Origin of the sequence: Mesorhizobium sp. M1050, from assembly GCF_040318715.1 — a bacterium.
Classification (GTDB): Bacteria; Pseudomonadota; Alphaproteobacteria; order Rhizobiales; family Rhizobiaceae; genus Mesorhizobium.
Genome location: NZ_JAMYMV010000033.1, coordinates 1 through 25,488 on the forward strand (window position 1 = coordinate 1; position 25,488 = coordinate 25,488).

The following is a 25,488-nucleotide window of genomic DNA, read 5'->3' on the forward strand; positions in this document are numbered from 1 at the left end:
AGAGGTCCTTTCAGAATCGATTTCCGCACACCACACAAGAGTCCCTTTGTACTCATGTGCGATTCCCCTGCCCCTTGTGGGGAGGGTCGCGAACGAAGTGAGCGGGGTGGGGTCAGCGCGGCGCTCTACGAGGACCCCCACCCCGTCTCACGATCTTCGCTTCGCTGCGATCATGAGCCGACCCTCCCCACAAGGGGGAGGGTGAGCAAATCTACTCCCCCGCCAGCTTGCCGGGCTCGGAGTGCATTCGGCGCACACGGCGCACGCCCCACCAGACCAGCAGGATGGCGACGGGCACCGAAGCAGCAGTGATAACCTCCGGCGCGAAGGCATGGCCGAAGATCGAGGCGCCCTTGGCGACATAACCGATGAGGCCGACCACGTAATAGGAGACGGCGGCGACCGAGAGCCCTTCGACGGTCTGCTGCAGGCGCAGTTGCAAGCGGGCACGGTTGTTCATCGAGGCGAGCAGGTCGCGGTTCTGCTTCTCGACCTCGACATCGACCCAGGTGCGCAGCAGCGTCGTGGCGCGGGTCAGTTTTCGCGATAGATTGGCTTGCCGCTCCTCAACCGAACGGCAGGTGCGCATGGCCGGTGCGACGCGGCGCTGCAGGAACCCGCCCCAGGTGTCGTAGCCGGGCACTGCCTCTTCCTCGAGCGCTTCCAGCCGCTCGACGACGATGCCGTCATAGGCGCGGCTGGCGCCGAAACGGTAAAGGCTCGACGCGGCGTCGGCTTCCAGTTCCGCGGCGAGTTCGGTGAGATCGGCCAGCAAGGTCTGGCTGTCACGGGTTTGAGCGACCTTCATCTCCAGCGTGGTCTGCGCCAGCCGGTCCTCGATGCGGCGGGCGCGGCCGGACAGGTTCAGCGCCAACGGCAGGCCGAGCATGGCCAGCGTGCGATAGGTTTCGACGTCGATCAGCCGCTGCGACAGTGCGCCGGTGCGCGCCGGGGTCAGGCCGCGGTCGAGCACCAGCATGCGGGTCATGCCGTCGCCATCCTGGCGGAAATCGGTGACGATGGCGGCGTTGCCGCGCTCGACCAGCGAGTAGCACAGGCTGGTGGGATCAAAGCTTGCGATCAGCCTTTCGCTGACCTGCGTCCACTTGCGGATTTCGAGCCGAATACCCGAAATGACGGTTCCCGGCGGCGAAAACCCGTTGCCGAATGGCGAATCTTCCGGCGTCCTGCCGCTTTCGGAGAGCGGCCCTTCCCACAGATAGGTCGAGAATTCGGTGTGCCGCTCCCAGCGCAGCGAACCCTTGCCCCACTTCATGGCATGATGGCGGGCCTGCCGGTCGGGTGCGGCGATGCCGAGACGTCGCGACAGTTCCGAAAGCACCGCGTGGTCGACGCCGGAACCGCCCTCGGTCATGAAGGCGAGCTGCACCAGCACGCGCGGCTTCTCGATCAACGGATGCGGCCGGGCATGGACCTCGCCGAGCGCGCCGGGCCGGCCCTCATGCGCGGGAAACCCCATGACGCTGCCTTTGGCGCGCGGCTGGAACTCGAGATTGGACGGGTCGTCTGACACGGCGTGTTCCCCGGGGTTTCTTTGAACCCTCTTGCACTCGCGTCCCTCTAGAGCCAATAGCCCGGTGACGCAAACAACAAAGTTTAGCCGAAGATGACATGGTGCCCGGCGGCAAAATCGACATGCTTCGGCCAATTGGATAAATAATTTGACCAGTTGGCGACGCAGGCTTTATCCTGCGCGACAGCGGGTCACCTTCCAGGCATCGAGTTGAGCGACATTTTTTCCAGGATCGAGCATTCGCGCACCGCCGACGAGGTGGTGCAGCAGATCGAGAGCCTCATCCTCGAAGGCGTGCTGCGCACCGGCGACCGGTTGCCGGGCGAGCGCGAGCTCGCACGCCAGTTCGACGTGTCGCGGCCGATCCTGCGCGATGCACTGAAGGCGCTGGAAGGGCGCGGCCTTTTGACGACAAGGCCCGGCGGCGGCACGCATGTCGCCGATGTCATCGGCCAGCTGTTCACCAAGCCGGTGACGGACCTGATCTCGATGCACCGCAAGGCTGTGATCGACTATCTGGAATACCGCCGTGAGATCGAAGCGGTGGCGGCCGAATACGCGGCGCGGCGCGCCACTCCAGACGACATAGCCCTGCTCGACAAGATCATGGCACGCATGGACGACGCGCACAGGACCGGCGACTTCGACGACGAGGCTGACATCGACGTCGAGTTCCATCACGCGATCTGCGAATGCGCGCACAACATCATCCTTTTGCACACGCTGCGATCCTGCTACCGGCTGTTGTCGGAAGGTGTGTTCCAGAACCGGCTCCTGGTGTTCAGCGTGCCTGGCGCGCGCGAGGCGCTGCTTGCGCAGCACCGGGCGATCCATGCGGCGGTGAAGGCCGGCGACCCGGCCGCTGCCCGGCAAGCAGCGATGGACCACATCACCTATGTCGAACGGTCGATGGCGGAGGCTGAGCGTAGCGGCGACTGGCAGCGCGTCTCGCGGCTGAGGCTGAAGCAGCGCGTCGACGCCACCGACACCGAACCTGCACGCAAACGCTCCTAGCAATCGAAAACGGGAACCCATGAGCCAGATCCTGACCATCGCCGATCTCAAGGACCTCGCGCGCCGGCGCGTGCCGAAGATGTTCTTCGACTATGCAGATTCCGGTTCGTGGACCGAAAGCACGTATCGGGCCAACGAAGAGGATTTCCAGAAGATCAAGTTCCGCCAGCGCGTCCTCGTCGACATGGACAACCGTTCGCTGGCATCGACGATGGTGGGCGAGAAGGTATCGATGCCGGTGGCATTGGCGCCAACCGGCATGACCGGCATGCAGCACGCCAATGGCGAGATGCTGGCGGCGCAGGCGGCGGAAGAGTTCGGCGTGCCGTTCACCTTGTCGACGATGAGCATCTGCTCGATCGAAGATGTTGCCTCCGTCACCACCAAACCGTTCTGGTTCCAGCTCTATGTGCTGCGCGACAAGGATTTCGTGCTCAACCTCATCGACAGGGCGAAGGCAGCGAAATGCTCGGCGCTGGTGCTGACGCTTGACCTGCAGATTCTCGGCCAGCGCCACAAGGACATCCGCAACGGGCTTTCGGCACCGCCGAAGCTGACGCTGACGAACATCGTCGACATGGCCATCCGCCCGCGCTGGTGCGCCGCCATGGCCGGCACCAAGCGGCGGACCTTCCGCAACATCGTCGGCCACGCCAAGGGCGTCGGCAACATGTCCTCACTGGCATCGTGGACGACGGAGCAGTTCGATCCGCATCTGTCGTGGAAGGACGTCGCCTGGATCAAGGAACGCTGGGGCGGCAAGCTGATCCTCAAAGGCATTCTCGACAAGGAAGACGCGCTGATGGCGGCCAAGACCGGTGCCGACGCGATCATCGTTTCCAACCATGGCGGACGCCAGCTCGATGGCGCATCCTCATCGATCGGCGTGCTGGAAGAGATCGCAGATGCGGTCGGCGACACGATCGAGGTGCATATGGATGGCGGCATCCGCTCCGGCCAGGATGTGCTGAAGGCGCTCTGTCTCGGCGCCAAGGGCACCTATATCGGCCGGCCATTTCTTTATGGCCTGGGTGCGCTCGGCAAGGGAGGGGTTACCAAGGCGTTGGAAATCATCCGCAAGGAGATGGACATCACGCTGGCGCTGTGCGGAAAGCGTCTGGTCACCGACATGGGCAAAGACCAGCTCCGGCGTTAGAGCTGTCGTCGTTTCACGAACGCAGAAACGCTCTATCTCTTTGTTTTGTCGCAGTTCCCAAGGGAAAGCGCTTTGCGCTTTTTCCGGGAAAAGCGTTTCACAATTTTCTTGGAACTGCTCTAGAGTTCCGTGACAGCCTGATCACGGAGACAATGAGAAATTGGCGGAAACAGGTATCCACTTTCTCGACGCGCATGGGCCGGAGGAGGTGCGTGTTTATTCGATTGGCGACGTGCATGGCCGGCTCGACCTGCTGGCTGCCATGCATCAGCGCATCAAGACCGAGATCGAGACGCAGGCGCCCGCCGACTGGCGTGTCATCCATCTTGGCGACTATGTCGACCGCGGTCCAGATTCAAAGGGTGTCATCGACTTCCTGATCGAAGCGCGGGAGCGCGACCCGCGCCATCTGATGCTGGCCGGCAATCACGACATCGGCTTTCTCGATTTTCTCAATAGGCCCGACCCGGACGGACTTTTCATCCGGTTTGGCGGCATCCAGACGGCGCAGTCCTACGGCGTGGCGATCAGCGATAGCGCCAGCGCGTGGTTCGGCAAGGCCGAGGCGGCCGTGCGCAAAGGACATCAAGCTCTGGTCGAGGCCGTGCCGCAAAGCCACGTCGACTTCCTGCGGTCGCTGCCGTTTTCAGTGACGCTAGGCGATTTCTTCTTCTGCCATGCCGGCATCCGGCCGGGCATCCCCCTGGAAAGGCAAAACCCGCAGGATCTGATCTGGATCCGCGACGTTTTCCACGATCACACCGGCCTCTATCCGAAGATCGTGGTGCACGGCCACACGCCGGTACCGGAGGCGGAAGTGATGGCCAACCGCGTCAATGTCGACACGCTTGCCTGGCAATCAGGCATGCTGACCGCGCTCGTCGTCGACGGCTCGGACAAACGTATCCTGACGATGACGATCAAGAAACCTGGGAAAATAGGGGAAGCTTGACCGCTGCGTGGCCGAGGACGCTCGGTTTTAGTGCAGCGAGGCGGTCACGCCGTAGCCGTCGACGGCGTTGTGGTTGTTGGCCGCGTCCGCGGCATAGATGCCCAGACCGCAAAGCACGATGGCGGACAACATGGCAAAGGACAGAAGCGCTGCTTTCACGGAGGTCATCTCTTGTTGAGCTTTCGGCATCTGTGCACGAGGCGGTTACCAATGCGTTGAAACGGAGAATTCGCTTCAAAATTTCGACGATTTTGCGCTTCTAGGCACGTTCTGTATCGACGGTGTGTCGCGCCGGTCACACCAAAGGTTCATCGCGGTTGCACAAAAGATGCGGAGCGCGCGCCTTCTAGGATAGCGGGCGGACACAAGCCAAGGATGAAAGCGGTTTTCCCCAACGGTTTCGCCACCGCGTGCCAATTATGTCACGCGGCGAGGCCCTGAGGGACGGATGCTCAGATCGTCGCCACCCAGGCACGAGCGATGGCGAGGCCGGCAGCGTCCGCGTCGGGCCCGTTGCGGGCCATTTCGCCGTCGAGCGTGCCTGCCCAATCGGGGTGGCGCGCGGCGATGATCGGGGCAAAGGACGTGCTCCAGTCCTTGACCATGGGGCGGTCGGCCTCGAAATGGAACTGGAAGCCGTAGACCGCGCGGCCGACGCGAAATGCCTGGTTTTCGGCGACATCGTTGCCGGCTAGCCGCACGGCGTTCTCCGGCAGCACGAAGGTGTCGTCATGCCACTGGAAGATCGGGAATTGTTCGGGCAGCGCGCCCAGCACCGGATCGGCCTTGGCGTCCAGCGTCAGCGACACGCCGCGCCAGCCGAACTCGTTGGCGCCGCCGATGCGGTTCTCGCCGCCGAAGGCACGGGCGACGAGCTGGCCGCCGAGGCAGATGCCGAGCACGGCGCGATCCTTGTCGGCGAAATCGCGGGTCAGTTGGAGCAGTGCCGGGAAATAGGGGTACTCGTCATCGGCCAGCGCATTCTGGCCACCGCCGAGGACCACCATGGCATCATGCCCGGCCGCGTCATCCGGAAGGGTGTCGCCCTTGTAGGGGAGACGCAGATCGAGATCGGCGCCCGCCTCCGCAAGCGCGGCGCCAACCTGACCAAGGCCGGTATTGTCGTAGTTCTGGACCACCAGCACCCGCATCGCAAAACCCTGCTGACATGAAAATGATGCGACGAGCGATATCATGCCGTCTGTATTGCAGCCAAGATGGGTATTGCGGGAGAAAACTATGCCACTGCAGAACCGGGTCGATCCGTTCGGTGTCATCCACGCCGTACCCGAACGCGGGCTGTTCACCGGCAATCGCGGCATCATCCACGATCCCGAGACGAAGACGCTGTTGAAGAAGCGCTGGGCGCTTCAGGCCTGGATCATCTGCGTCTGCCAATTCCGCAATGTGCGGCGCGAGCCGATGGGCCGCAACCGGGAGGGCGGTAGAGCGGGGTGGACCGAGCTGTTCTTCCTCGACGAGGTGACGGCATTGGCGGCCGGGCATCGCCCCTGTTTCTTTTGCCAGCGCGAACGGGCCAAGGATTTCGTCGGTCGCTTCGGCGAAGCTTTCGGCATTGCCGAGCCGCGCGCGCCGCAAATCGACAAGCGGCTGCACAAGGAGCGGCTGGCGTCGGGCGGCCGGCTGGCGATGGTGGCCTTTGAGGAGCTTGCCGGCCTGCCGGACGGCGCCCTGGTCGCGGATGGCAGCGACGCTTATGCCTTGCGCGGCGGCAAGCTACTGCGTTGGTCTTTTGGCGGATATGGCCCACCCGCCGATTTCGCCCTGCTCGAAGGCAAGACGCTCTCGCTGCTGACACCGGCCACGACGCTTGCCGTGCTGCGGCAAGGCTTTCGACCCGTATGGCATCCGTCGGCAGAGGCTTGACGCCGGCGGCCGGCTCGCTCATTCCTCGCCAATGCGCGCCAACTACAAGATGCAACGTCTCTTCGTGCCCGACGATCTGCGGCCAGACATCGAATTTGACGCCGGTCAACAGCAAAGCCACTATCTCCTGCATGTGCTGCGGCTCGGCGAAGGTGCCGAAATCCTGGTGTTCAACGGCCGCGACGGCGAATGGTCGGCGGCCATTGCAGTCAAGACAAAAAGGGCGGTGCGGCTGAAAGTGTTCGTGCTACAACGGCCGCAGCCGCCGCTGCCCGACCTCGTCTACTGCTTTGCGCCGCTGAAGCAGGGCCGCCTCGACTATCTCGTACAAAAAGCGGTCGAGATGGGCGCCGGCGTCCTGCAACCGGTCATCACCCAGCACACGCAGGTCGCAAAGCCATCCATCGATCGCCTGCGTGCCAATGTCGTCGAGGCTTCCGAACAATGCGGCATCCTGGCGGTGCCGGAGGTGCGCGAAGCGGAAAAATTCGAGCGTTTGCTGACCGGTTGGGACAAGGAACGGCGGCTGATCTTCTGCGACGAGGATGCCTCGACCAACAATCCGCTGCCCGCGCTGCAGGCGGTCAAGGAAAAGAAGCTTGGCCTGCTGGTCGGGCCGGAGGGCGGTTTTTCCGACGACGAGCGCAAGATGCTGCGCGCCCTGCCCTTCGTCACCGCCATTCCACTCGGACCGCGCATCCTGCGCGCCGACACGGCCGCGGTGGCCGCGCTCGCGGTGATGCAGGCGACGGTTGGAGACTGGTGAGACGTCATCTCTCGCAAGGGACGGAGAGTGCAGCACCGTTCAATTCCTGTTCACCTGTGGCTCAGGATTTTTCGCTTGCTCGTCTGCTGACATTTCGTCCATTTAGCGCCGGCGATCGTCCGATCGTCCTATAGCGCCACGCGTCCTTTCGGACACACAAAGGACGCTGTAGCATTTCATTGGGTTCATGGTCCTTCCGAAAATCGAAAGCAGATTTTCGCGGTCATGTGCTGAGGGCTTACAAATGGCGCGCGATACTACCGATTTCCGCCCGATCGAAGGTGTCGACGAACTCGTCGAGCATCTGGCCGAAGGCAACAAGCCGCGCGACAAGTGGCGCATCGGCACCGAGCACGAGAAATTCCCCTTCTATGTCGACGGCAACGCGCCTGTGCCCTATGGCGGCGAGCGCGGCATCCGCGCCATCCTCGAAGGCATGCAGTCAAAACTCGGCTGGGACCCGATCATCGATGACGGCCGCATCATCGGCCTTGTCGAACCGACCGGCCAGGGTGCGATTTCGCTGGAACCCGGCGGCCAGTTTGAGCTTTCCGGCGCGCCGCTAGAGACGATCCACCAGACCTGCCGCGAGGGCAATGCCCATCTGGCGCAGGTGCGCGAGATCGCCGAGCCGATGGGCATCCGCTTTCTTGGCCTCGGCGGCAGCCCGAAATGGTCGCTGGCCGAGACGCCGAAAATGCCGAAATCGCGCTACGAGATCATGACGCGCTACATGCCCAAGGTCGGCACCAAGGGCCTCGACATGATGTACCGCACCTGCACGATCCAGGTGAATCTCGACTTCGAGAGCGAGGCAGACATGCGCCGCAAGATGCAGGTGTCGCTGAAGCTGCAGCCGCTGTCGACGGCATTGTTCGCCAATTCGCCTTTCACCGAAAGTCACCCGAACGGCTTGCAAAGCTGGCGCGGCGACATCTGGCGCGACACCGACAACCAGCGCTCGGGCCTGCTCGAATTCTGCTTCTCGCCCGATTTCGGTTTCGCCGACTATGTCGAATGGGCGCTCGACGTGCCGATGTATTTCGTCATCCGCGACGACCACTATCACGACATGACGCACATCACCTTCCGCCAGTTCATGGCCGGGGCCGCGCGCAATGAAGTGCCGGACGGGCTGCCGACAATGGGCGATTGGGCAAACCATCTGTCGACGCTGTTCCCGGACGTGCGGCTGAAGCGCTTCCTCGAGATGCGCGGCGCCGACGGCGGGCCGTGGCGGCGCATCTGCGCATTGCCGGCCTTCTGGGTGGGGCTTCTCTATGATGAGGCAGCGCTGGACGCCGCCGAAGCGCTGACTTCCAGTTGGACCTATGAAGAAACGCTGGGGATGCGCAACGCGGTGCCGGAACAAGGCATTTCCGCGCCCTTCCGCAACGCCACGCTGCGCGAAATCGCTCGCGACGTGCTGGTCATCTCGCGCATGGGGCTGAAGAACCGCGGCAAGAAGAACCGCGACGGCTATGACGAGACCTCCTTCCTCAACACTTTGGACGAGGTCGTCGCCCGCGGCACAACCAGCGCCGAGGAGATGCTGTCAGCCTATCACACGCGCTGGGGCGGCTCGATCGAGCCGGTTTTCATGGAATACGCCTATTAGGCCTCGGATATGACGCAGCCGATCGATCGGCAAAAGCCGCTTCAATCGGAAGTCGAAACAAACTAGGCTTCTTCGGCGAGGATTTCCGGAGGAGACGCCGATGCCTACCTTGTTCGACATGCTGACGCAGGCCCAGAACGGCAACGGCATGCAGGCCCTTGCCCAGCAATACGGGCTTTCGATGCAGCAGACGCAAGCGGCGGTTGCCGCATTGCTGCCGGCCTTTTCGCAGGGGCTGCAACGCAACACCGCCGACCCCTATGGGCTCGGCGCCTTCATGACGGCGATGGCCAGCGGCCAGCACGCCAAGTATTTCGAGGACGCAACCAGAGCCTTCTCGCCGCAGGGCGTCGATGAGGGCAACGGCATTCTCGGACATTTGTTCGGCTCGAAGGATCTATCGCGCGCCGTCGCCAGCCAGGCGGCGCAAGCGAGCGGCGTCAGTCAGCAGATCCTGCAGCAGATGCTGCCGGCGATCGCCTCGATGGTCATGGGCGGGTTGTTCAAGCAGACGACAAACCAGATGCGGGCCGCCGGCGGTTTTGGCGGCGGCGGCAACAATCCGCTCGGCGAGATAATCGAGCAGATGATGCGGCAAGGTGGCGGCATGCAGGCCCCGGCGCCGCAGCCCCAGAACCCGATGGATAACCCGCTCGGCAAGGTTTTGCAGGACATGTTCGGCGGCGGGGCGCCACAGCCGCAGAGCCAGCCGCAGCCGGCACCCAATCCCTATGGCGACAATCCGCTTGGCAAGGTGCTGCAGGACATGTTCGGCGGCGGCGCACCTCAGCCGCAAAGCCGCGCGCAGCCGCAGCAGACGCAAAGCCCCTACGGCGACAACCCGCTGGGAAAAATCTTCGAGGAGATGTTGCGGCAGGGCGGAGGCGGCTTCGGCATCCCGGGCGGCCAGCCGGCGCCGCAACAGCCTCAAGCGCCCCCACAGCAACGTCAGGCACCTCAGACCAATCCGAGCGGTCGGCCGAAGAATCCGTTCGACGACCTGTTCGGCAAGATGTTCGAGACCGGCGCCCAGCAGCGTGACGACTACCAGAAGGGCGTGGAAACGATCTTCGACCAGTTCAAGCGCGACATGGACCGGCGGTAGTCGACATCCGTGGGTAAGAGACTGGAGCAGATGCGCCGCAACCCGCGCGGCGACTGGTCGATAGCCGATGTAAAGGCGGTTTGTGACGAGGCTGGTGTCCAATGCGTGCCGCCAAGGTCAGGCGGCTCACACTACAAGGTCTATCATTCGGCAATAACCGATATTTTGACCGTGCCTTTCAAACGGCCGATCAAACCCGTATATATTCGAAAGCTCGTGGCATTTATCGACGAGGCAAAGAGACATGATGGACAGACTTGAATATCCCGTCGTCATTGCGCCACTTTCTGCAGAGGACGGAGGGGGGTTTTCGGCTTTGGTGCCTGATCTGCCAGGCTGCGTGAGTGACGGCGACACCCCTGAAGAGGCCATCGCGAATGTCCAGGACGCCATAGCATCTTGGATAGAGGCCGCGCACGAGCTCGGCAGATCGATACCAAGGCCATCGCGAAAGCTGGCATTCGCCTGACTGCCAAAAGAAAAGCCCGGTCCTGGGAGGACCGGGCAGAGTGCAGGCGGCCGGCGGGGATCCGGCAGGGAGTGGGGCCTGCATACTTTTCAGTCGCGCCGAACCTCTAAAAGGTTCAAAGCAACCTGAACAACAAGCTGTCGATCAAGCGACCTTGCGGGCGAAATCCTCGATCGTCTCGATGCGATCGCTGGCGATTTCGCGCAACATCGCCGTCGGGTCGCGGCCAAACGGCACGTCGATGGCGACATGCAGGTCGGCGCGCGTCAGGCCGATATCGGCGAGTTCGGCGTCCGACATCTCTCCCAGGCGATAGAAGGCGCGGCGGTTTTTCCAGGCGCGGTAGACGTTGGAAATGGTGTTTGCCACGCGCGTCGCAACGGCCGGACGCGAGGTGATGCGCGAGGTCTCGGTGGCGAAATCAAACGTGGTCATGTCGGTCTCCTTCAGACTCGAACGAGCAAGGCCAGCAATCGGCGCTGACAACAGCGGCGGTTCCGGTCCCAATTCACATGCTTTCATGTGGACAATGCGAATTTGACATGATGCGATTGATTAATCCAACGAATGTTTCTAATCTTAGGCATCAACACTAGTGATGGATCATATCGATGAAATCGCCTCTCGATCTCGATCAGTTGCAGACCTTCATCTCGATTGCCGACACCGGCAGCTTCACCAGAGCGGCCGAAGAGGTGCACCGGACGCAGTCGGCGGTGTCGATGCAGATGCGCCGGCTGGAAGAGCGGATCGGCAAGCCGCTGTTCGAGAAAGACGGGCGCACCAACAGACTGACCGAGGAAGGCGACAAGCTGCTGTCCTACGCGCGCCGGCTGCTCTATCTCAACCGCGAGACGCTCGCCGCTTTTGATGATCGGCGGCTCGAAGGCACGATCCGCATCGGCACGCCGGACGATTATGCCGACCGTTTCCTTCCGGAAATCATGGCGCGGTTCACGCGCTCCAATCCGCGCGTCGAACTGACTGTCATCTGCGAGCCGACACCGGGGCTTGTCGAGCATATCAAGCGCGGCAATCTCGACCTGGCGCTGGTGACGCACAACGACGTTCGCGGCCAGTCGGAGGTGGTGCGGCGCGAACCGCTGCTGTGGGTCACCTCGGCCAACCATGCAACGCATGAACAGGAAACGCTGCCGATGGCCTTTGGCCGGCCGAACTGCATCTGGCGGCGCGCTGCAGTCGATGTGCTCGACCAGCAGAACCGCGATTATCGCATCCTGTTCACCAGCTTCTCGGCCACTGTCATCACCGCCGCGGTGCTTTCCGGCCTGGCGATCTCGGTGCTGCCGGAATGCGCGCTGCGGCCAGGCATGCGGGTGCTGGGTGAGGCCGACGGCTTCGGCGCCCTGCCCGATTGCCGTATCGGCATCATGCGCGGCCAGACGTCGCGACCCGAGATCGTCGACGCGCTCGCCCGCCATATTTCGGAAAGCCTCGACAATATTTCCGTGCCGCTCAGCGAGGACACCGGGACATTCGATTTCGCAGCGCTCGCCTTCACGAAGCTGCGGAGAAGCAAGCCGAACCAGATCCTGCCCGGCTGGTAGGCGGGTCAGGCATGCGGGTTATGAATGCCTGGCCGAGAGCGGCCACCTTGACGCGGGCGCCCAACCGTCCCCCAATCGGCCGATGAGCGACGCATCATCCGAATCACGCACCAACGCCACCGAATACACGGTGAGCGAGATTTCCGGCGCGCTGAAGCGCACGGTCGAGGACGTGTTCGGCAATGTGCGGGTGCGCGGCGAAATCTCGGGCTATCGCGGGCCGCATTCCTCCGGTCATGCCTATTTCGCGCTGAAGGACGACCGTGCCCGGCTCGACGCCGTGGTGTGGAAGGGCACGATGAGCCGGCTGAAGTTCCGCCCCGAAGAGGGGATGGAGGTGATCGCCACCGGCAAGCTCACCACCTATCCCGGCAAGTCCAATTACCAGATCGTCATCGACAATCTGGAGCCAGCCGGCGCGGGCGCGCTGATGGCGCTGCTGGAAGAGCGCAAACGGCGGCTGCAGGCCGAGGGCCTGTTCGACACCAGCCGCAAGCGGTTGCTGCCGTTCATGCCGCGCGTCATCGGCGTCGTCACCTCGCCGACCGGATCCGTCATCCGCGACATCATCCACCGCATCAAGGACCGGTTTCCGCTGCATATCCTGGTCTGGCCGGTGCGCGTGCAGGGCGAAACGTCTGGCGCGGAAGTGACTGCGGCGGTCAACGGCTTCAACGCGCTGGCCTGGGACGGTGCCATCCAGCGCCCCGATCTGCTGATCGTGGCGCGCGGCGGCGGCAGTCTCGAAGACCTCTGGGGGTTTAACGACGAGGCGCTCGCCCGTGCCGTTGCCGCCTCCGCGATTCCGGTGATTTCGGCTGTCGGCCACGAGACGGACTGGACGCTAGTCGATCTCGTCGCGGATGTGCGGGCACCGACCCCGACCGGTGCGGCCGAGATTGCAGTGCCGGTGAAGGCGGACCTTGAAGCCACGCTTGCCAGCCTCGGCGCGCGGCTCAAGGCGGCGGTCCTGCGCAATTTCGAACGCAAGCGGCAGGCCGCCCGTGCGGCCGCCCGTGCTCTCCCCTCGCCCGATCAATTGCTGGCGCTGCCGCGGCGGCGCCTCGATGATGCGACATCTAGGCTCGGCCGCGGCCTGATGGTCTCCACCGAACGAAAGCGGGCACGATTCTTCGCTGTAAAGCTGACACCGGCGATGCTGTCCCAGCGCATTGCCGAGGTGCGGCGCTCCAATGAGCGCAATCTTTTAAGGGCACAAGTGGCGCTACGCGCGTTGGCAAGAGCCCGGCGGGCGGAATTAAATCGTGCGGCGGACCAGTTGCCGAAATGCGCCAGGGCATCGCTGCAGCGGCACAGGCAGCAACTGGCTTTGCTGCAAGGCCGCATCACGATCGATCCCACAGCGCGGCGGCAACGCGTGCAGAGGGATTTGCTGACAGCTTTAACAAGACGCGGAACGCAAGCCGTGGGGCTCAGGCTGGAGCGCCTGCGCGGCCGCGTGGTACAAGCCGAAAGGCTGATGGCGACGCTGTCGCACAAGGCGGTTCTGGCGCGCGGCTTCGCCTTGGTGAAGGACGCCGACGGAGCGGTGATCAAGCAAGCATCTGAGGTAGCGTCGGGAATGGCGCTTTCGCTTGAGTTCGCGGACGGCACCGCCGATGCGATTGCAACCAGCGGCACGGCAAAACCGAAAGCGGTGGCCAAACCAGCAGCCAGGGCCAAAGTACCAGGCAATCAGGGATCGCTGTTCTGATGCCATGACCGACAATCCGAACCATCTGGCAACGCCTTCAGGCAAACCCCGCGCGCGAAGTTTTGGCATCGTCTTCGACGGGACGCCCGGGCCGTGCAACGCGATCACCGATGTGCCCGGAGTGGCGGTCGGTTACGCGACGCTGATTTCCGGCGACGGAGCGCTCGTCGTCGGCCAGGGTCCGGTGCGCACCGGCGTGACCGCGATCCTGCCCAGGCCGCGCGCCGATCTTGCCACGCCGGTCTTCGCCGGCATCTTCAGCCAGAACGGCAATGGCGAACTGACCGGCTCGCACATCGTCGAGGAAACCGGCGCTTTCAACTTCCCGATCACCATCACCAACACGCATTCCTGCGGTGTCTCACGCGACGGCACGCTGCGCTGGATGCAAAGCGTGCTGCCGGCGGCGCTCGACAGCGCCTGGGGCCTGCCGGTAGCGGCGGAGACCTATGACGGCTTCCTCAACGACATCAACGGCCACCATTTGACTTTTGAGCACGTCGCCCAGGCTCTTGACGGTGCGACCAGCGGACCGATCGAGGAAGGCAGCGTCGGCGGCGGCACCGGTATGATCACCTTCGGCTTCAAGGCAGGTTCAGGGACCGCGTCGCGCGTCGTCGAATGGCAAGGCCATGGCTACGCCGTCGGCGCCTTCGTGCAGTCGAATTTCGGCAAGCGACACAATTTTACCATTCGTGGTCTGCGTGCCGGGCTGGAACTCGTCGAACCGGCGATCCGCGAAGGGGCGCCGCGCGCCGAAAAGGGCTCGATCATAGCCGTCATCGCCACCGATGCGCCGTTCCTGCCGCACCAGATGAAGCGGCTGGCACGCCGGGTGCCGCTCGGCGTCTCCATGACCGGCGGCTTCGGCTACCACAGCTCCGGCGACATTTTTCTCGCCTTCTCGACCGCTAATCCCGCAGCGGCTCTGGTACCGTCAGGCACCATCGCCAGTGCCGAGTTCATCCCTGACACAGACATCGATCCGTTTTTCGACGCGGTGATCCAGGCCGTGGAGGAAGCGATCCTCAACGCGCTGGTCGCCAATGACGACATGAGCGGACGCGACGGCAATTTCGTGCCGGCGCTGCCGAAGGCGTGGCTGAAAGAAAAATTTGGCTGAAAACCATCGTTGAAACGAAAACGCGGGCCAGCAAGCCCGCGTGTTTCAGATGAGGTCCGCCCCCTATTCCGCGGCTTTGCTGGACGCCTGCTGCTGCTCGTCGGCCTCGGCCGCTTCCTCTAGCCTGGAGGCGATGAGTTCCTTGATATCGCCGACTTCCTCCTGGATATCCTCCAGGGGTATGCCGACTTCGGCTGCCTTGGCAGCGCACTCCTTGGCCAGTGTCTCGGCCTGCTTCTCGATCCGGGCCTCGGAAGGCTGGCAGTGGACCTTCTCACCGATCCATTCCTGCAAGAACTCGATCGCATGTTCACTCATACTGCTGTTCCCTTGCGGCAAAGCCGGTTGGCAATCATAAACGTCGGCACCCCGCAAAGGATGCATGTCCCCATTCCAGCCGAGTCGCGGTCACTCGGCAAGCCGATGCCGTCCAACGTCCACAGAGCCATAGGAAATCGAGGGGTCAAGAGCATTTTCTGATTCTGGAGGGTCGGTACCGTAGGCTGGGTTACGCCCAGCGTCGCGCCACTGTTTCTATTTGCTTTTTTCCGGTTTCCGAGCCGATTTTCGTCACAATAGATGGCGCAACACACAACACATTTACAGTCGCTTCGAGGTCGCTGCCCTCAGGCACGCGGGGTCGAAGCCGCCGCTATATAGTGGCATCCTCATGCAATGTCGACTCCGCTCGCCATCCTGCTTCTTTCCGCCGCGCCGAGGGGCGGAAACAAGCCAAGGATGGACAAGCTTGCCGCAGCTTCAAGCTTCAGACGTGCACAGCCACGACCGCCGCGCAGTCGCCGGCCTTGACCAGGCCGGGGAAATGCCGCGCCGCCAGCATGCCCGACATTTTTGCCCGGATTTCCTGGGGGGCCATGCCGGTGCGACCGGTGGAATGGATGCGGGCAAGCACCGCGCCTTCTTCGACCGGCTCGCCAAGATCGACCATGGTTTCGATCATGCCGTCTTCCTCGGCGAACGAAAAACAATCGCCAGACGGCATGTCGAGCCACTGCGTCGGACTTTTCTCGACCGCTCCGGCAACGATGCCGGCATGACGCAGCACATTGAGAATACCGCGCCGCGCGATCCGTACGGTTTGCGCACGCGAGGTCCCGCCGCCACCAAGTTCGGTGCTGACAAAAACCTTGCCCATCTCTTCGGCTGCCGTGTCGTACATGCCGACTGAATCAATCTCGATCATGCGCATCGAAAACGGCGCGGAAAATGCCGCAACCGCCTCGAAGGCTTTCTGCTCCAGTGCCTTGTCCGGCAAAGTATGCGCGGCGCAGAACGGCACGAAGTCCAGCGTCCTGCCGCCGGAATGGAAATCGAACACGATGTCGGCGCGAGGCAGCAACTCACGTTGAAAATAGTCGGCGATCTTCTCGGTCACCGTGCCGTCCGGCCGGCCGGGGAAACTGCGGTTCATATTGCCCTTGTCGATCGGCGAGGTACGCGTGCCGGCGCGGAAGGCCGGATAATTCATCGCCGGCACGATGATCACGGTGCCGCTGACATGCTTGGGATCGAGCGTGCGGGCGAGGTCGTAAAGCGCCAGCGGCCCCTCATACTCATCGCCATGGTTGCCGCCGGTCAGCAGTGCCGCCGGCCCCTTGCCCTTGCGGATGACGCAGATCGGGATCATCACCGAGCCCCAGGCCGAGTCGTCTCGACTGTAGGGCAGGCGCAGGAAACCGTGCTGGACGCCGTCACGGTCAAAATCCACCGTCGGCGCGATCGGTGATGGGCGTAGACTCGACATCGGGTTCAATCCTTCACCACGAGTTTGCGCGGCACGTTGGCCAGGCACTCTACACCGGTTTCGGTGATCAGGATGGACTCGGTGATCTCCAGTCCCATCGTTTCCAACCACAGGCCGGTCATGAAATGGAAGGTCATGCCGGGCTTGAGCTCGGTGCGGTCGCCGGGACGCAGACTCATCGTGCGTTCGCCCCAGTCCGGCGGATAGGACAGACCGATTGGGTAGCCGGTGCGGTTGTCCTTGACGATGCCGTATTTCTTCAGCACGCCGAAGAAGCCATTGGCGATATCCTCGCAGGTGTTGCCGGGTTTCGCTGCGGCCAGGCCCGCTTCCATGCCCTCCAGCGTCGCCTTCTCGGCATCGAGGAATTCCTGCGTCGGCTTGCCGAGGAAGACGGTGCGCGACAGCGGACAGTGATACCTGTTGTAGCAGCCGGCTATCTCGAAGAAGGTGCCCTCGCCGCGCCGCATCGGCTTGTCATCCCAGGTCAGGTGCGGCGCCGAAGCGTCGGCGCCCGACGGCAGCAATGGGACGATCGCCGGATAGTCCCCGCCGATACCATCGACGCCGCGCGTGCCGGCATCATAGATCTCGGCAACGAGATCGCATTTGCGCATGCCGACCTCGATCTTGTCGAAGATGCGCTGGTGCATCGCTTCGACGATGCGGGCAGCCTTGCGCATATAGTCGATCTCGGTCGGGCTCTTGACCGCGCGCTGCCAGTTGACCAGCGCGGTTGCGTCGACGAAGCGGGCGTTAGGCAGATGTTTCTGCAGCGATGCGAAGGCGGCGGCCGAAAACCAGTAATTGTCCATCTCGACGCCGATGGTGAGCTTGCCCCAGCCGCGATCGGCAAGCACGCTGGACAGAAAATCCATCGGGTGGCGCTCTGTCGACTGCACATAGTGATCGGCATAGCCGACGATGTTGTCATGCGCGAGATAGGCGGTGCGCTTGGCGCCGTTGGCGTCCTGGCCGCGGCCGTACCACACGGGCTCTCCCGAGGGCGGCACGATGACGGCCTGGTGTACATAAAACGACCAGCCATCATAGCCGGTCAGCCAGGCCATGTTGGAGGGATCGCTGACGATCAGGAGATCGACGCCCTTCGCTTCCATGGCTTTCCGCGTCTTGGCCAGGCGATCCGCGTATTCGCCTCGCGAGAATTTCAGGTTCGGCTGCATTGTTCTTGGTCCTCGTTTGTTGGGCCTCGCGGCCAGCATCAGCTTTCGAAAATGGTTCCGGAATTTGCCGCCCGCGCGCGGTCGCGGGCGAGCGTGGCGATCGCCGTGTCCTGCACCCCGGTGCCGGTCAGATCGGCAATGGTGATGTCGCTGGCCGAGCGCCGGCCATGCCGTTCGCCGGCGATGACCTGGCCGAGTTCGGTCACCTCTTCCTCGGCGGCCATTACACCCGCCGCAATGGCATGATGCAGTTCACCCAGCCGCCTTGTCTGGATGGCGCTGTCGGCGACATAGAGATCGGCCATGCGCAGGATTGCCGGCGCAATCTCGTTCTTGTGCTCGGCATCGGAGCCCATCGCGGTGACGTGCTGGCCCGCGGAAACAAACCCCGCCTTGAGCAGCGGCTCGGTCGACGGCGTGGTGGTGACGATTATATCGGCGCCGGCAACCGCGTTTGCGGGATCGGGTTCGACGCGCACGGCGATGCCGAGCTTTTCGCGCAATGCGCCAGCAGTCGTCTCAGCCTTGACGGCATCACGCGCCCAGATGCGTGCCTCGGCGATCGGCCGCACCAGCATGAGTGCTTCGAGCTGCAAGCCCGCCTGCACACCGGCGCCGAAGATCGCTGCCACTGAGGAGTCCGACCGCGACAGATGTTTGGCCGCGACCGCGCCGGCGGCAGCCGTGCGGACATCGGTGAGATAGCCATTGTCGAGCAGCAGCGCTTCGACCAAACCGGTTTTCGACGACAGCAGCACCATCATGCCGTTGACGCTGGGCAGGCCAAGCTTGGGGTTGTCGAAGAAGCCGGGGCTGATCTTGATGGCGAAGCCGTCAATGCCTGGCACATAGGCGGTCTTCACGTCGACCTCGCCACGATGCTCGGGAATGTCGAGCCGCAGGATCGGCGGCATCGCCACCGGCAGAGTGGCGAGCGCGAGGAAGGCATTTTCGACGCAGGCGACCGCATCGAGATCCAGCGTCACGATCGAGCGCAATTCGGCTTCGGTAAGGATCGTCATCCGGCTCATATGGCATCCTCCTTCAACGATGGCGCCTCGCAAACGATCCTGCGGTGCGCATTCATGTCGATGTTGCGGCCGGAGAGAAGCACGACCACCGGCCCATTCGCCCCGACCTTGCCGGCGAGCAGCGCGGCGATCCCGACCGCGCCGGCGCCCTCGACGATCTCGCGCTCCTGCGCATAGGCGTGGCGGATGCCGGCGGCGATCTCGTCCTCGCTTAGCAGGATGACATCGTCGAGCAGGTCGCGGCACATGGCGAAGGTCAGCCGGTTGTCGAGGCCGATGCCGCCGCCGAGCGAATCCGCCAGCGTTGGCAATTCTTCCACCAGCACCGGGTGGCCGGCATCGAGACTGGCCTTCATCGCCGCACCACGCGCCATCGAGACACCGATGATTTTTGTCCCGGGGCTGACGCCTTTGATGGCTGCGGCAACGCCGGAGGCGAGCCCGCCGCCAGAGAGCTGGACCAGAACGAGAGCAGCATCCGGAACCTGCTCGATCATCTCCAGCCCGAGCGTGCCTTGCCCGGCGATGATGGAAGGATGATCGAAGGGCGGCAGCATCACCAGCCCTTCCTGCGCGACCAGTCGCTCGACCTCCTGCTGGGCATCGTCCTGGCTGTTGCCGACGATGCGGACCTCCGCGCCAAGCCGGCGGATTTCGTCGAGCTTATTTCCCGGCACCAGCCGCGACATGCAGATCACGGCGCGCAGGCCTTCGAGCTTTGCCGCATGGGCAAGCGCCCGACCATGATTGCCGGTCGAGGCCGCGACCACGCCCCGCGCCTTCTCATTAGTGCTCAGCGAAGCGACCGCATTGGAGGCGCCACGCAGCTTGAAGCTGCCGGTGATTTGGCGATGTTCGAGCTTGAGGTAAATTTGCGCGCCCAGCCGTTCGGAAAGACTCGGGGATAGCACGGTCGGGGTACGCTCGACCTTGCCTGCAATACGCTCACGCGCGGCGCGAATGTGCTCAAGGGTTACCCGTGTCATGATCATCAATCACGCGGCAGTGGCAGTGTCATCAGACGGCCGAATTCAGGACGCTGCGCGTCATCTCCACAAAGCCGCAAACAATTCCAGGCTGTCGCCTGGTTGCTGGTCACTACGGGGCGGCCAATCGCCTTTTCGATGCCCGTGACCGCGATTGCAGCGCGCAGCGCCGTGCAGGACACGAACAGGGCATCGGCGCTGGCTTCCGTCGCCTCACGCGCGAGATCGACAAGCTTTGCCGGGGCAATGCGCGCCATCTCGCGATCATCCTCGAACCCGAGACAGGTGAAGCTGGCGATGTCGAACCCTTGCGACGCGAAATAGGCGGCCATCGGCCTGGATGTCTCGACCGTGTAAGGCGTGAGAATGCTGATCTTGCGTGCGCCCAGCGCACGCAGCCCTCGTACGCCGGCCATGGGCGGCGTGACGACTGGTACGCCGGGTTTGGCGGCTTGGATCGCGGCCTCGATCTCGGCATCGCCGATCACCACCGAGGCCGACGTGCAGGAATAGCAGATCGCATCGAGCGGTTCGTCGGGCAGGATCAGGGCCGCGCCTGCCGTCAGCACCGGCTGCATCTTGCGCAGATTTTCCGGTGTCGTCGGGTTGGCGTAGGGAATGCGCGCGACATAGACGCCGATCCGCTCGCTCGCCACCATGCGGCGAAAATCCGGCTCGCTGGTGTGATCGGTGGCCAGGATAATCAGGCCGACGCGCCGCTCAAGCGGGCGGGCATCCAGCGCTGGCCGCTTCTGATGGACCTTGATCTCGGGCAAGAGTTTCACGAACTACCTCTCGATTTTGCCGTAGCGGCGTTCCAGCCAGCGCAGCAGCACCACCGAAAACAGACTGATGACGAGGAAGAAAGCGCCGACCAGCGTGATCGGCTCGATATAGCGATAATAGGTGTTGGCGACGCTTTTCGCCTGGTTCATCAGCTCAAGCACGGTGATCGCCGACAGCAGCGGCGTTTCCTTGAACATGGCGATGAAATAATTGGCCAGCGCCGGGATCATCGGCGGAATGGCCTGCGGAATGATGATATGGGTCCAGGTTTGCCCGGCGCTCAGATTGCACGCCTTGGCGGCCTCCCATTGGCCGCGCGGCACATTGTCGATGCCGGCGCGGTAGACTTCCGCCGTGTAGGTGCCGTAGTGGAGCCCGAGCCCGATGACACCGGCCACCAACGGCGGCAACAGGATGCCGATATCTGGCAGCACGTAGAAGATGAAATAGAGCTGCACCAGCAACGGCGTGCCACGAATGAACTCGGCCAGGAAGCCGACCGTGCGTGACAACGCCTTGTTGGGCGAGCGGCGCGCCAGCGCGATGCCCAGCCCGACGATCGCCGCCAGCACCGAGCCGAGCAGCGTCGCCAGGATGGTGATCTTCACCCCCTGGATCAGCGTCGGCATGATTTGCCAGACGAAATTCCAATCCCATTCCATCAGCAGGCCCAATTTATCAGAAGGGCATCGGCCATCAGACGCGCACCCCATCGAGGCCGCGCGCCATGCGGCGCTCCAGCGAGCGCATGCCCCATGAGATGAGCAGCGCCAGAATGAAATAGATGAACAGGATGGTGGTGAACGGCACCATGGTGTTACCGGTCTGCGAGCGTACCACCTGCGCCTGGAAGGTCAGGTCGGCAAGCGAGATCAGCGACACAACGGCGGTCGCCTTGAGCAATTCGATGGCGTTGTTGCCGAAGGTCGGCAGCATCACCAGCAGCGCCTGCGGCAGGATGACGTGACGCATACCTTGCCAGCGGCCAAGATTGAGCGCGGTACAGGCCTCGTACTGTTCGCGGCCGATCGACTGGATGGCGCCACGCACCACTTCGGCGGCGTAGGCACCGACATTGAGGCCAAGCGCCAGCACGCCGGCCTGTAGCGGAGTCAACGAAATACCGATGAAGGGCAGCACGAAATAGGCCCAGAACAACTGCACGAAGATCGAGGTGCCGCGGAAGAATTCGATATAGGCGGTGGCCAGCGCGCGCAGAATGAAGAAGCGCGACAGCCGTCCCATTCCGGCGAGGAAAGCCATGAACAGGGCAAGCACCGATCCCATCAGCGTCAGCTCGATGGTGACAAGCGCTCCCTGCAATATCAGGCCGAAATAGCCGGACCACTGAGTCATGAAATTCGATGTTTCCTACGTTTGGTCTTAGCGTCCTTCCCCCGTTCACGAGGAGAAGATGCCGGCAGGCAGATGAGGAGCGACGCTAAACTCTCAGAAGTAGGCGCCGTCCCTCATCCGTCACTTCATGACACCTTCTCCCCGCAAACGGGGAGAAGGGCAAAAAGGCGCGCCTACTTCGCCGCGCAGAGCTTGTCGCGTGTCGTCGACATCGCAGCCGCCGCCGAGAAACCGTAGGGCTCGATGATCTTGGCGAACTCGCCCGATGTCTTCAGCTTGGCCAGTTCGACGTCGAAGGCATCGCGCAGCGCCTCGTCGCCCTTCTTGAAGGCGGCGCCGTCGCAATAGACCGGCGCGCCCTGCACCGGCGCGATGACTTGGAGGTTTGGATCATTGGCCTTCTTGACCAGGTCGTTGATCGACAGAACAGGCAGCGAGTAGACGTCGATACGGCCATCCTGCAACATCTTCACGCCGCTCTGGCCGTCAGGCACGACGATGACACGCTCGCGCGGCACGCCGGCATTGAGCGCCAGCTTCTCTTCTGTGCCGCCGCCGGGCGCGCCGATGGTGGCGGTCGCGTCCTTGGCAACATCCTCATAGCTCTTGAAACCCTTCGGATTGCCCTTCTTCACCAGCATCGCCTCGGCGTCACACAGCACCGGTTCAGAGTAGGCAACGGCAGCGCAGCGCTCCGGTTTCATGAACAGGCCAGCCGTGACGACGTCGAAGCGCCCGGCCTGCAAGCCGGGGATCATGGCGCCATACTCCGAGATCGAGGCGACGATGTCGGCGACGCCGAGACGCTTGAAAATCTCGCGCGCCACATCGGGTGCAGCGCCGGAAACCTTGCCGTCGGCGGCGACCGCCGTATAGGGCGGCTCGTTGGCGATGGCGACGCGGGCAAAGCCTTGCGCCTTGAGTTGCTCGAGCTTGCTGTCGTCGGCCGAACCGGCGGTCGAGACGGCCAGCACCGCCGTCAGTGCAAGACCGGCGACGCCGGCCAGAATGCCAAATTTCTTCATTGTTCCCAACTCCTTGTTCCTTGTCCTGCTTTTGTACGGGCGGCGTTGCCGCCTGAGGGACGGCTTCGCCGCCCTTGGCATTGCGGTCAGACGCGATGTCCGGCCGCGATGATCTTCTTCAGGAAGCCTTGCGTACGCTCCTGCTTGGGATTGCGGAAAATCTCGTCGGGCTTGCCTTCCTCAACAATCTTGCCGCGATCGAAGAACAGCACCCGGTCGGCGAAATCGTGGGCAAAACCCATCTCGTGGGTGACGAGCAGCATGGTCATGTCGGTCTCGGCGGCGAGCTTGCGCATGACGTTCATCACCTCCTCGACCAGCTCCGGATCGAGCGCCGACGTCACCTCGTCGAACAGCATGATCTTCGGCGACAGCGCGAGTGCCCGGGCGATCGCGACGCGTTGCTTCTGTCCGCCGGACAACTGCGCCGGCATGTTCTTGGCTTTGTCGGCCATGCCGACCATTTCGAGCAGTTCCATCGCCCGCTTTTCGGCGGCGGCGCGCGGCGTGCCCTTGGTCAGCATCGGCGCCAACGTGACATTGTCCATGACGCATTTGTGCGGAAACAGGTTGAACAGCTGAAAGACCATGCCGATTTTCTGGCGCATCCTCGTCAAATGCCGCTCATCAGCGGGCAGCAACTGGCCGTTGCGCTCCACGTGGTAGAGCTGCTCGCCGTCGATCTGGATATGACCGCCATCGATGCGCTCCAACGTCATCAGGATGCGCAGGATCGTCGTCTTGCCCGAGCCTGACGGGCCGATCAGCGCCAGCTTCTCGCCAGGCATGACCTGCATCGACAGGCCGTCCAGCACCTTGAAAGTGCCGAAGCTTTTGGAAATGGCGTCGATGTTGATGATGGGCGTGGGCAATGCGGTTCCCCGTCCTGGAGAGGTCTAGGCTCTTAACGATGCGGAACGCGCCAAATCATGTCAATTGGGAAAATAATACCATGACAATTATTCTAATTCCGCACAATTTCCGAGCACTTGCGGCCTAGATGGCGAGCAACAGATGTTCCGGATCGCCAAGCAAAAGCTTGGTGACAACGCCCAGGCCGGCGCGCAGTTCCCCTTCGGTGGTCGAGCCCAGCGAGATGCGCACTGCCGGATGCCAGGGCGCATCCGAGATGCGGAAGGATGTGCCCGGGGCAATCGCCACGCCCTGCAGCCGGGCCTGGGCGACGAAGCTCTCCTCAGCGCGGTCGGCCGGTAGCTGCAGCCAGACATGCAGCCCGTCGCGCCGGGCGCGATAGTCGACCCCGGCCAGCACCTCCGCCGCTATATCCAGCCGCCGCCGCAGCGCCGCGCGCTGCCAGTGGACAAGCTCCATCGCGGTGCCGTCGGTGACCCATTTGGTGGCGATCTCGGCCACCAGCGGCGTCGCCATCCAGTTCGAGACCAGATGCCGGTTGGCGACGGCGGCGACATAGCGGTCGGGCGCGGCGAGATAGCCGATGCGCAAGCCAGGCACCACGATCTTGGTAAAGGAGGTGACGTAGAGCGTGCGCTCCGGCGCAAAGGCGGCAACCGGCGGCGGCCGGTCTTCTACCAGGGGACCGAGCACATCGTTCTCGATGATGGCGATGTCGTGCTTGCGCGCGACGGCGGCGATTTCTTCGCGCCGCCGCGCGTCCATCAGCGTCGCCGTCGGGTTAATCACCGAGGGCTGCACGAAGACGGCCCGGATGTCGGAAAGCCGGCACGCCTCGTCAAGCGCCTCCGGAATAAGGCCATTGTCGTCGATCGGCAGGCCTTCGAGATTGAAGCCGAGATAACGGGCGAGCGGCACCAGCGTGTGGTGGCCGATCGCCTCGGTGGCGACCGTCGAACCGGGCGGCGCCACGCTCATCAGCGCCACGGTCATGCCGGCGGTGGCGCCGTTGGTCAGGCTGATGTTCTGCGCGGAGGTGTCGAGCCCGCACAGTTTCAGCCATTCGACCGCCACCGCGCGGTGACGTGGAAACACCATATTGGGCCGGAACGACAGTGCTGAACTCGACGGCAGATTCTCGGCCAGCCAACCCAAGGCCTGCTTCAGCCGCTCCAGATGCATCGGCTCGCAGACAGGCTTCAGGATCGACAGATCGATGACTTCGCCGAGCCGCTCCGGCAGATAGGGCGGTTCCGGCTCGCGGCGCTGCGTCTGGACGAAACTGCCGCGGCCTATCTCGCCCGAAATCAGCCCGCGCCGGATCAGTTCCTCATAGGCGCGGCTGACCGTCTGCACCGAAAGCTTGAGGTCGTCGGCCAGCCGTCGATGCGTCGGCAACCGTGCGCCATTGGCCAGGCGCCCGTCATGGATGGCGCGCGCGAACTGGTCGGCAAGCGACTGATAGGCTGGCCGCCGGATGAGCTTGGGATCGGGATGCCACAATGTCATGACATATTAGAGATCGAAATCAGTGCAATTGACAATCGAAATAATGCGCCGTCATGGTGCAGTCGAC

The 25,488-nt window shown here is 63.2% G+C and carries 26 protein-coding genes; 11 read left to right on the forward strand and 15 right to left on the reverse strand.

Annotated features, from left to right (window positions below; translation table 11 throughout):
* Positions 1-211: 211 nt before the first annotated feature.
* A complete protein-coding gene (locus NKH57_RS18545) occupies positions 212-1,534 on the reverse strand; it encodes a DUF3422 family protein (RefSeq protein WP_352945976.1) in 1,323 nt (440 codons plus the stop codon).
* A 210-nt stretch (positions 1,535-1,744) separates the two neighbouring features.
* On the opposite strand from NKH57_RS18545, the gene NKH57_RS18550 reads away from it, so the two are divergent.
* From NKH57_RS18550 to NKH57_RS18560, 3 genes are all read left to right on the forward strand, one after another.
* Positions 1,745-2,548 (forward strand): FadR/GntR family transcriptional regulator, encoded by an 804-nt coding sequence (locus tag NKH57_RS18550; protein WP_352945979.1) that lies wholly within the window; start codon positions 1,745-1,747, stop codon positions 2,546-2,548.
* A gap of 19 nt (positions 2,549-2,567) precedes the next feature.
* Entirely contained in the window at positions 2,568-3,704 is a 1,137-nt protein-coding gene (locus tag NKH57_RS18555) for an alpha-hydroxy acid oxidase (RefSeq protein WP_352945981.1), read from the forward strand.
* Positions 3,705-3,864: 160 nt separating this feature from the next.
* On the forward strand, positions 3,865-4,656 hold the full coding sequence (locus tag NKH57_RS18560) for a metallophosphoesterase (protein ID WP_352945984.1): 792 nt from the start codon (positions 3,865-3,867) through the stop codon (positions 4,654-4,656).
* Between the two features lie 27 nt (positions 4,657-4,683).
* Here the strand turns inward: NKH57_RS18560 and NKH57_RS18565 are convergent, their stop codons facing one another.
* Together NKH57_RS18565 and NKH57_RS18570 are read right to left on the reverse strand one after the other, a co-directional pair.
* Positions 4,684-4,815 carry a hypothetical protein gene (locus tag NKH57_RS18565; protein WP_280948931.1) on the reverse strand — a complete coding sequence of 44 codons (132 nt, stop codon included), beginning with the start codon at positions 4,813-4,815 and terminating at the stop codon, positions 4,684-4,686.
* Between the two features lie 293 nt (positions 4,816-5,108).
* A complete protein-coding gene (locus NKH57_RS18570) occupies positions 5,109-5,807 on the reverse strand; it encodes a type 1 glutamine amidotransferase (protein WP_352945987.1) in 699 nt (232 codons plus the stop codon).
* 88 nt (positions 5,808-5,895) lie between these two features.
* On the opposite strand from NKH57_RS18570, the gene NKH57_RS18575 reads away from it, so the two are divergent.
* The 5 genes from NKH57_RS18575 to NKH57_RS18595 all read left to right on the forward strand — a co-directional run bounded on the left by NKH57_RS18575 (position 5,896) and on the right by NKH57_RS18595 (position 10,501).
* Positions 5,896-6,543 (forward strand): hypothetical protein, encoded by a 648-nt coding sequence (locus NKH57_RS18575; protein ID WP_352945990.1) that lies wholly within the window; start codon positions 5,896-5,898, stop codon positions 6,541-6,543.
* Between the two features lie 31 nt (positions 6,544-6,574).
* Positions 6,575-7,309 (forward strand): 16S rRNA (uracil(1498)-N(3))-methyltransferase, encoded by a 735-nt coding sequence (locus NKH57_RS18580; RefSeq protein WP_352945993.1) that lies wholly within the window; start codon positions 6,575-6,577, stop codon positions 7,307-7,309.
* A 244-nt stretch (positions 7,310-7,553) separates the two neighbouring features.
* Positions 7,554-8,927 (forward strand): glutamate--cysteine ligase, encoded by a 1,374-nt coding sequence (locus tag NKH57_RS18585; RefSeq protein WP_352836088.1) that lies wholly within the window; start codon positions 7,554-7,556, stop codon positions 8,925-8,927.
* 100 nt (positions 8,928-9,027) lie between these two features.
* Positions 9,028-10,032, forward strand: coding sequence for a DUF937 domain-containing protein (locus NKH57_RS18590; RefSeq protein ID WP_352945996.1), 1,005 nt, complete (start codon positions 9,028-9,030; stop codon positions 10,030-10,032).
* 247 nt (positions 10,033-10,279) lie between these two features.
* A complete protein-coding gene (locus NKH57_RS18595; RefSeq protein ID WP_050589468.1) occupies positions 10,280-10,501 on the forward strand; it encodes a type II toxin-antitoxin system HicB family antitoxin in 222 nt (73 codons plus the stop codon).
* A 144-nt stretch (positions 10,502-10,645) separates the two neighbouring features.
* On the opposite strand, the gene NKH57_RS18600 is transcribed toward NKH57_RS18595, so the two are convergent.
* A complete protein-coding gene (locus tag NKH57_RS18600; protein WP_023756836.1) occupies positions 10,646-10,936 on the reverse strand; it encodes a DUF1127 domain-containing protein in 291 nt (96 codons plus the stop codon).
* Between the two features lie 176 nt (positions 10,937-11,112).
* On the opposite strand from NKH57_RS18600, the gene NKH57_RS18605 reads away from it, so the two are divergent.
* The 3 genes from NKH57_RS18605 (at position 11,113) to NKH57_RS18615 (ending at position 14,906) form a co-directional block, all read left to right on the forward strand.
* Positions 11,113-12,069 carry a LysR substrate-binding domain-containing protein gene (locus tag NKH57_RS18605; protein WP_023756837.1) on the forward strand — a complete coding sequence of 319 codons (957 nt, stop codon included), beginning with the start codon at positions 11,113-11,115 and terminating at the stop codon, positions 12,067-12,069.
* Between the two features lie 82 nt (positions 12,070-12,151).
* Positions 12,152-13,783, forward strand: coding sequence for an exodeoxyribonuclease VII large subunit (gene xseA / locus NKH57_RS18610; RefSeq protein ID WP_352946000.1), 1,632 nt, complete (start codon positions 12,152-12,154; stop codon positions 13,781-13,783).
* A 4-nt stretch (positions 13,784-13,787) separates the two neighbouring features.
* Positions 13,788-14,906, forward strand: coding sequence for a DmpA family aminopeptidase (locus tag NKH57_RS18615; RefSeq protein ID WP_352731358.1), 1,119 nt, complete (start codon positions 13,788-13,790; stop codon positions 14,904-14,906).
* Positions 14,907-14,969: 63 nt separating this feature from the next.
* On the opposite strand, the gene NKH57_RS18620 is transcribed toward NKH57_RS18615, so the two are convergent.
* The 11 genes from NKH57_RS18620 to ehuR all read right to left on the reverse strand — a co-directional run bounded on the left by NKH57_RS18620 (position 14,970) and on the right by ehuR (position 25,421).
* On the reverse strand, positions 14,970-15,224 hold the full coding sequence (locus tag NKH57_RS18620; protein ID WP_352731361.1) for a hypothetical protein: 255 nt from the start codon (positions 15,222-15,224) through the stop codon (positions 14,970-14,972).
* A 448-nt stretch (positions 15,225-15,672) separates the two neighbouring features.
* Positions 15,673-16,671: a N(2)-acetyl-L-2,4-diaminobutanoate deacetylase DoeB gene (gene doeB, locus NKH57_RS18625; RefSeq protein ID WP_352946004.1), complete on the reverse strand. Its 999-nt coding sequence runs from the start codon at positions 16,669-16,671 to the stop codon at positions 15,673-15,675.
* A gap of 5 nt (positions 16,672-16,676) precedes the next feature.
* Positions 16,677-17,855, reverse strand: a complete 1,179-nt coding sequence (gene doeA / locus NKH57_RS18630; RefSeq protein WP_352731366.1) for an ectoine hydrolase DoeA — start codon at positions 17,853-17,855, stop codon at positions 16,677-16,679.
* 38 nt (positions 17,856-17,893) lie between these two features.
* Entirely contained in the window at positions 17,894-18,886 is a 993-nt protein-coding gene (eutC, locus tag NKH57_RS18635) for an ectoine utilization protein EutC (RefSeq protein ID WP_023756843.1), read from the reverse strand.
* Positions 18,883-19,872, reverse strand: coding sequence for a hydroxyectoine utilization dehydratase EutB (eutB, locus tag NKH57_RS18640; protein WP_352486821.1), 990 nt, complete (start codon positions 19,870-19,872; stop codon positions 18,883-18,885). Before eutB ends, eutC begins: the two co-directional genes overlap by 4 nt.
* 5 nt (positions 19,873-19,877) lie before the next feature.
* Positions 19,878-20,657, reverse strand: coding sequence for an ectoine utilization protein EutA (eutA, locus tag NKH57_RS18645; RefSeq protein WP_352731368.1), 780 nt, complete (start codon positions 20,655-20,657; stop codon positions 19,878-19,880).
* Between the two features lie 3 nt (positions 20,658-20,660).
* A complete protein-coding gene (gene ehuD, locus NKH57_RS18650) occupies positions 20,661-21,320 on the reverse strand; it encodes an ectoine/hydroxyectoine ABC transporter permease subunit EhuD (protein ID WP_023756846.1) in 660 nt (219 codons plus the stop codon).
* Positions 21,321-21,354: 34 nt separating this feature from the next.
* The gene (gene ehuC, locus NKH57_RS18655; protein WP_352946009.1) at positions 21,355-22,014 is read right to left on the reverse strand and encodes an ectoine/hydroxyectoine ABC transporter permease subunit EhuC; all 660 of its coding nucleotides are present in this window, start codon (positions 22,012-22,014) and stop codon (positions 21,355-21,357) included.
* 173 nt (positions 22,015-22,187) lie between these two features.
* Entirely contained in the window at positions 22,188-23,039 is an 852-nt protein-coding gene (gene ehuB / locus NKH57_RS18660; RefSeq protein ID WP_352946012.1) for an ectoine/hydroxyectoine ABC transporter substrate-binding protein EhuB, read from the reverse strand.
* A gap of 86 nt (positions 23,040-23,125) precedes the next feature.
* A complete protein-coding gene (gene ehuA / locus NKH57_RS18665; protein WP_352606580.1) occupies positions 23,126-23,911 on the reverse strand; it encodes an ectoine/hydroxyectoine ABC transporter ATP-binding protein EhuA in 786 nt (261 codons plus the stop codon).
* A 124-nt stretch (positions 23,912-24,035) separates the two neighbouring features.
* The gene (gene ehuR, locus NKH57_RS18670; RefSeq protein ID WP_352946015.1) at positions 24,036-25,421 is read right to left on the reverse strand and encodes a MocR-like ectoine utilization transcription factor EhuR; all 1,386 of its coding nucleotides are present in this window, start codon (positions 25,419-25,421) and stop codon (positions 24,036-24,038) included.
* Between the last annotated feature and the right edge of the window lie 67 nt (positions 25,422-25,488).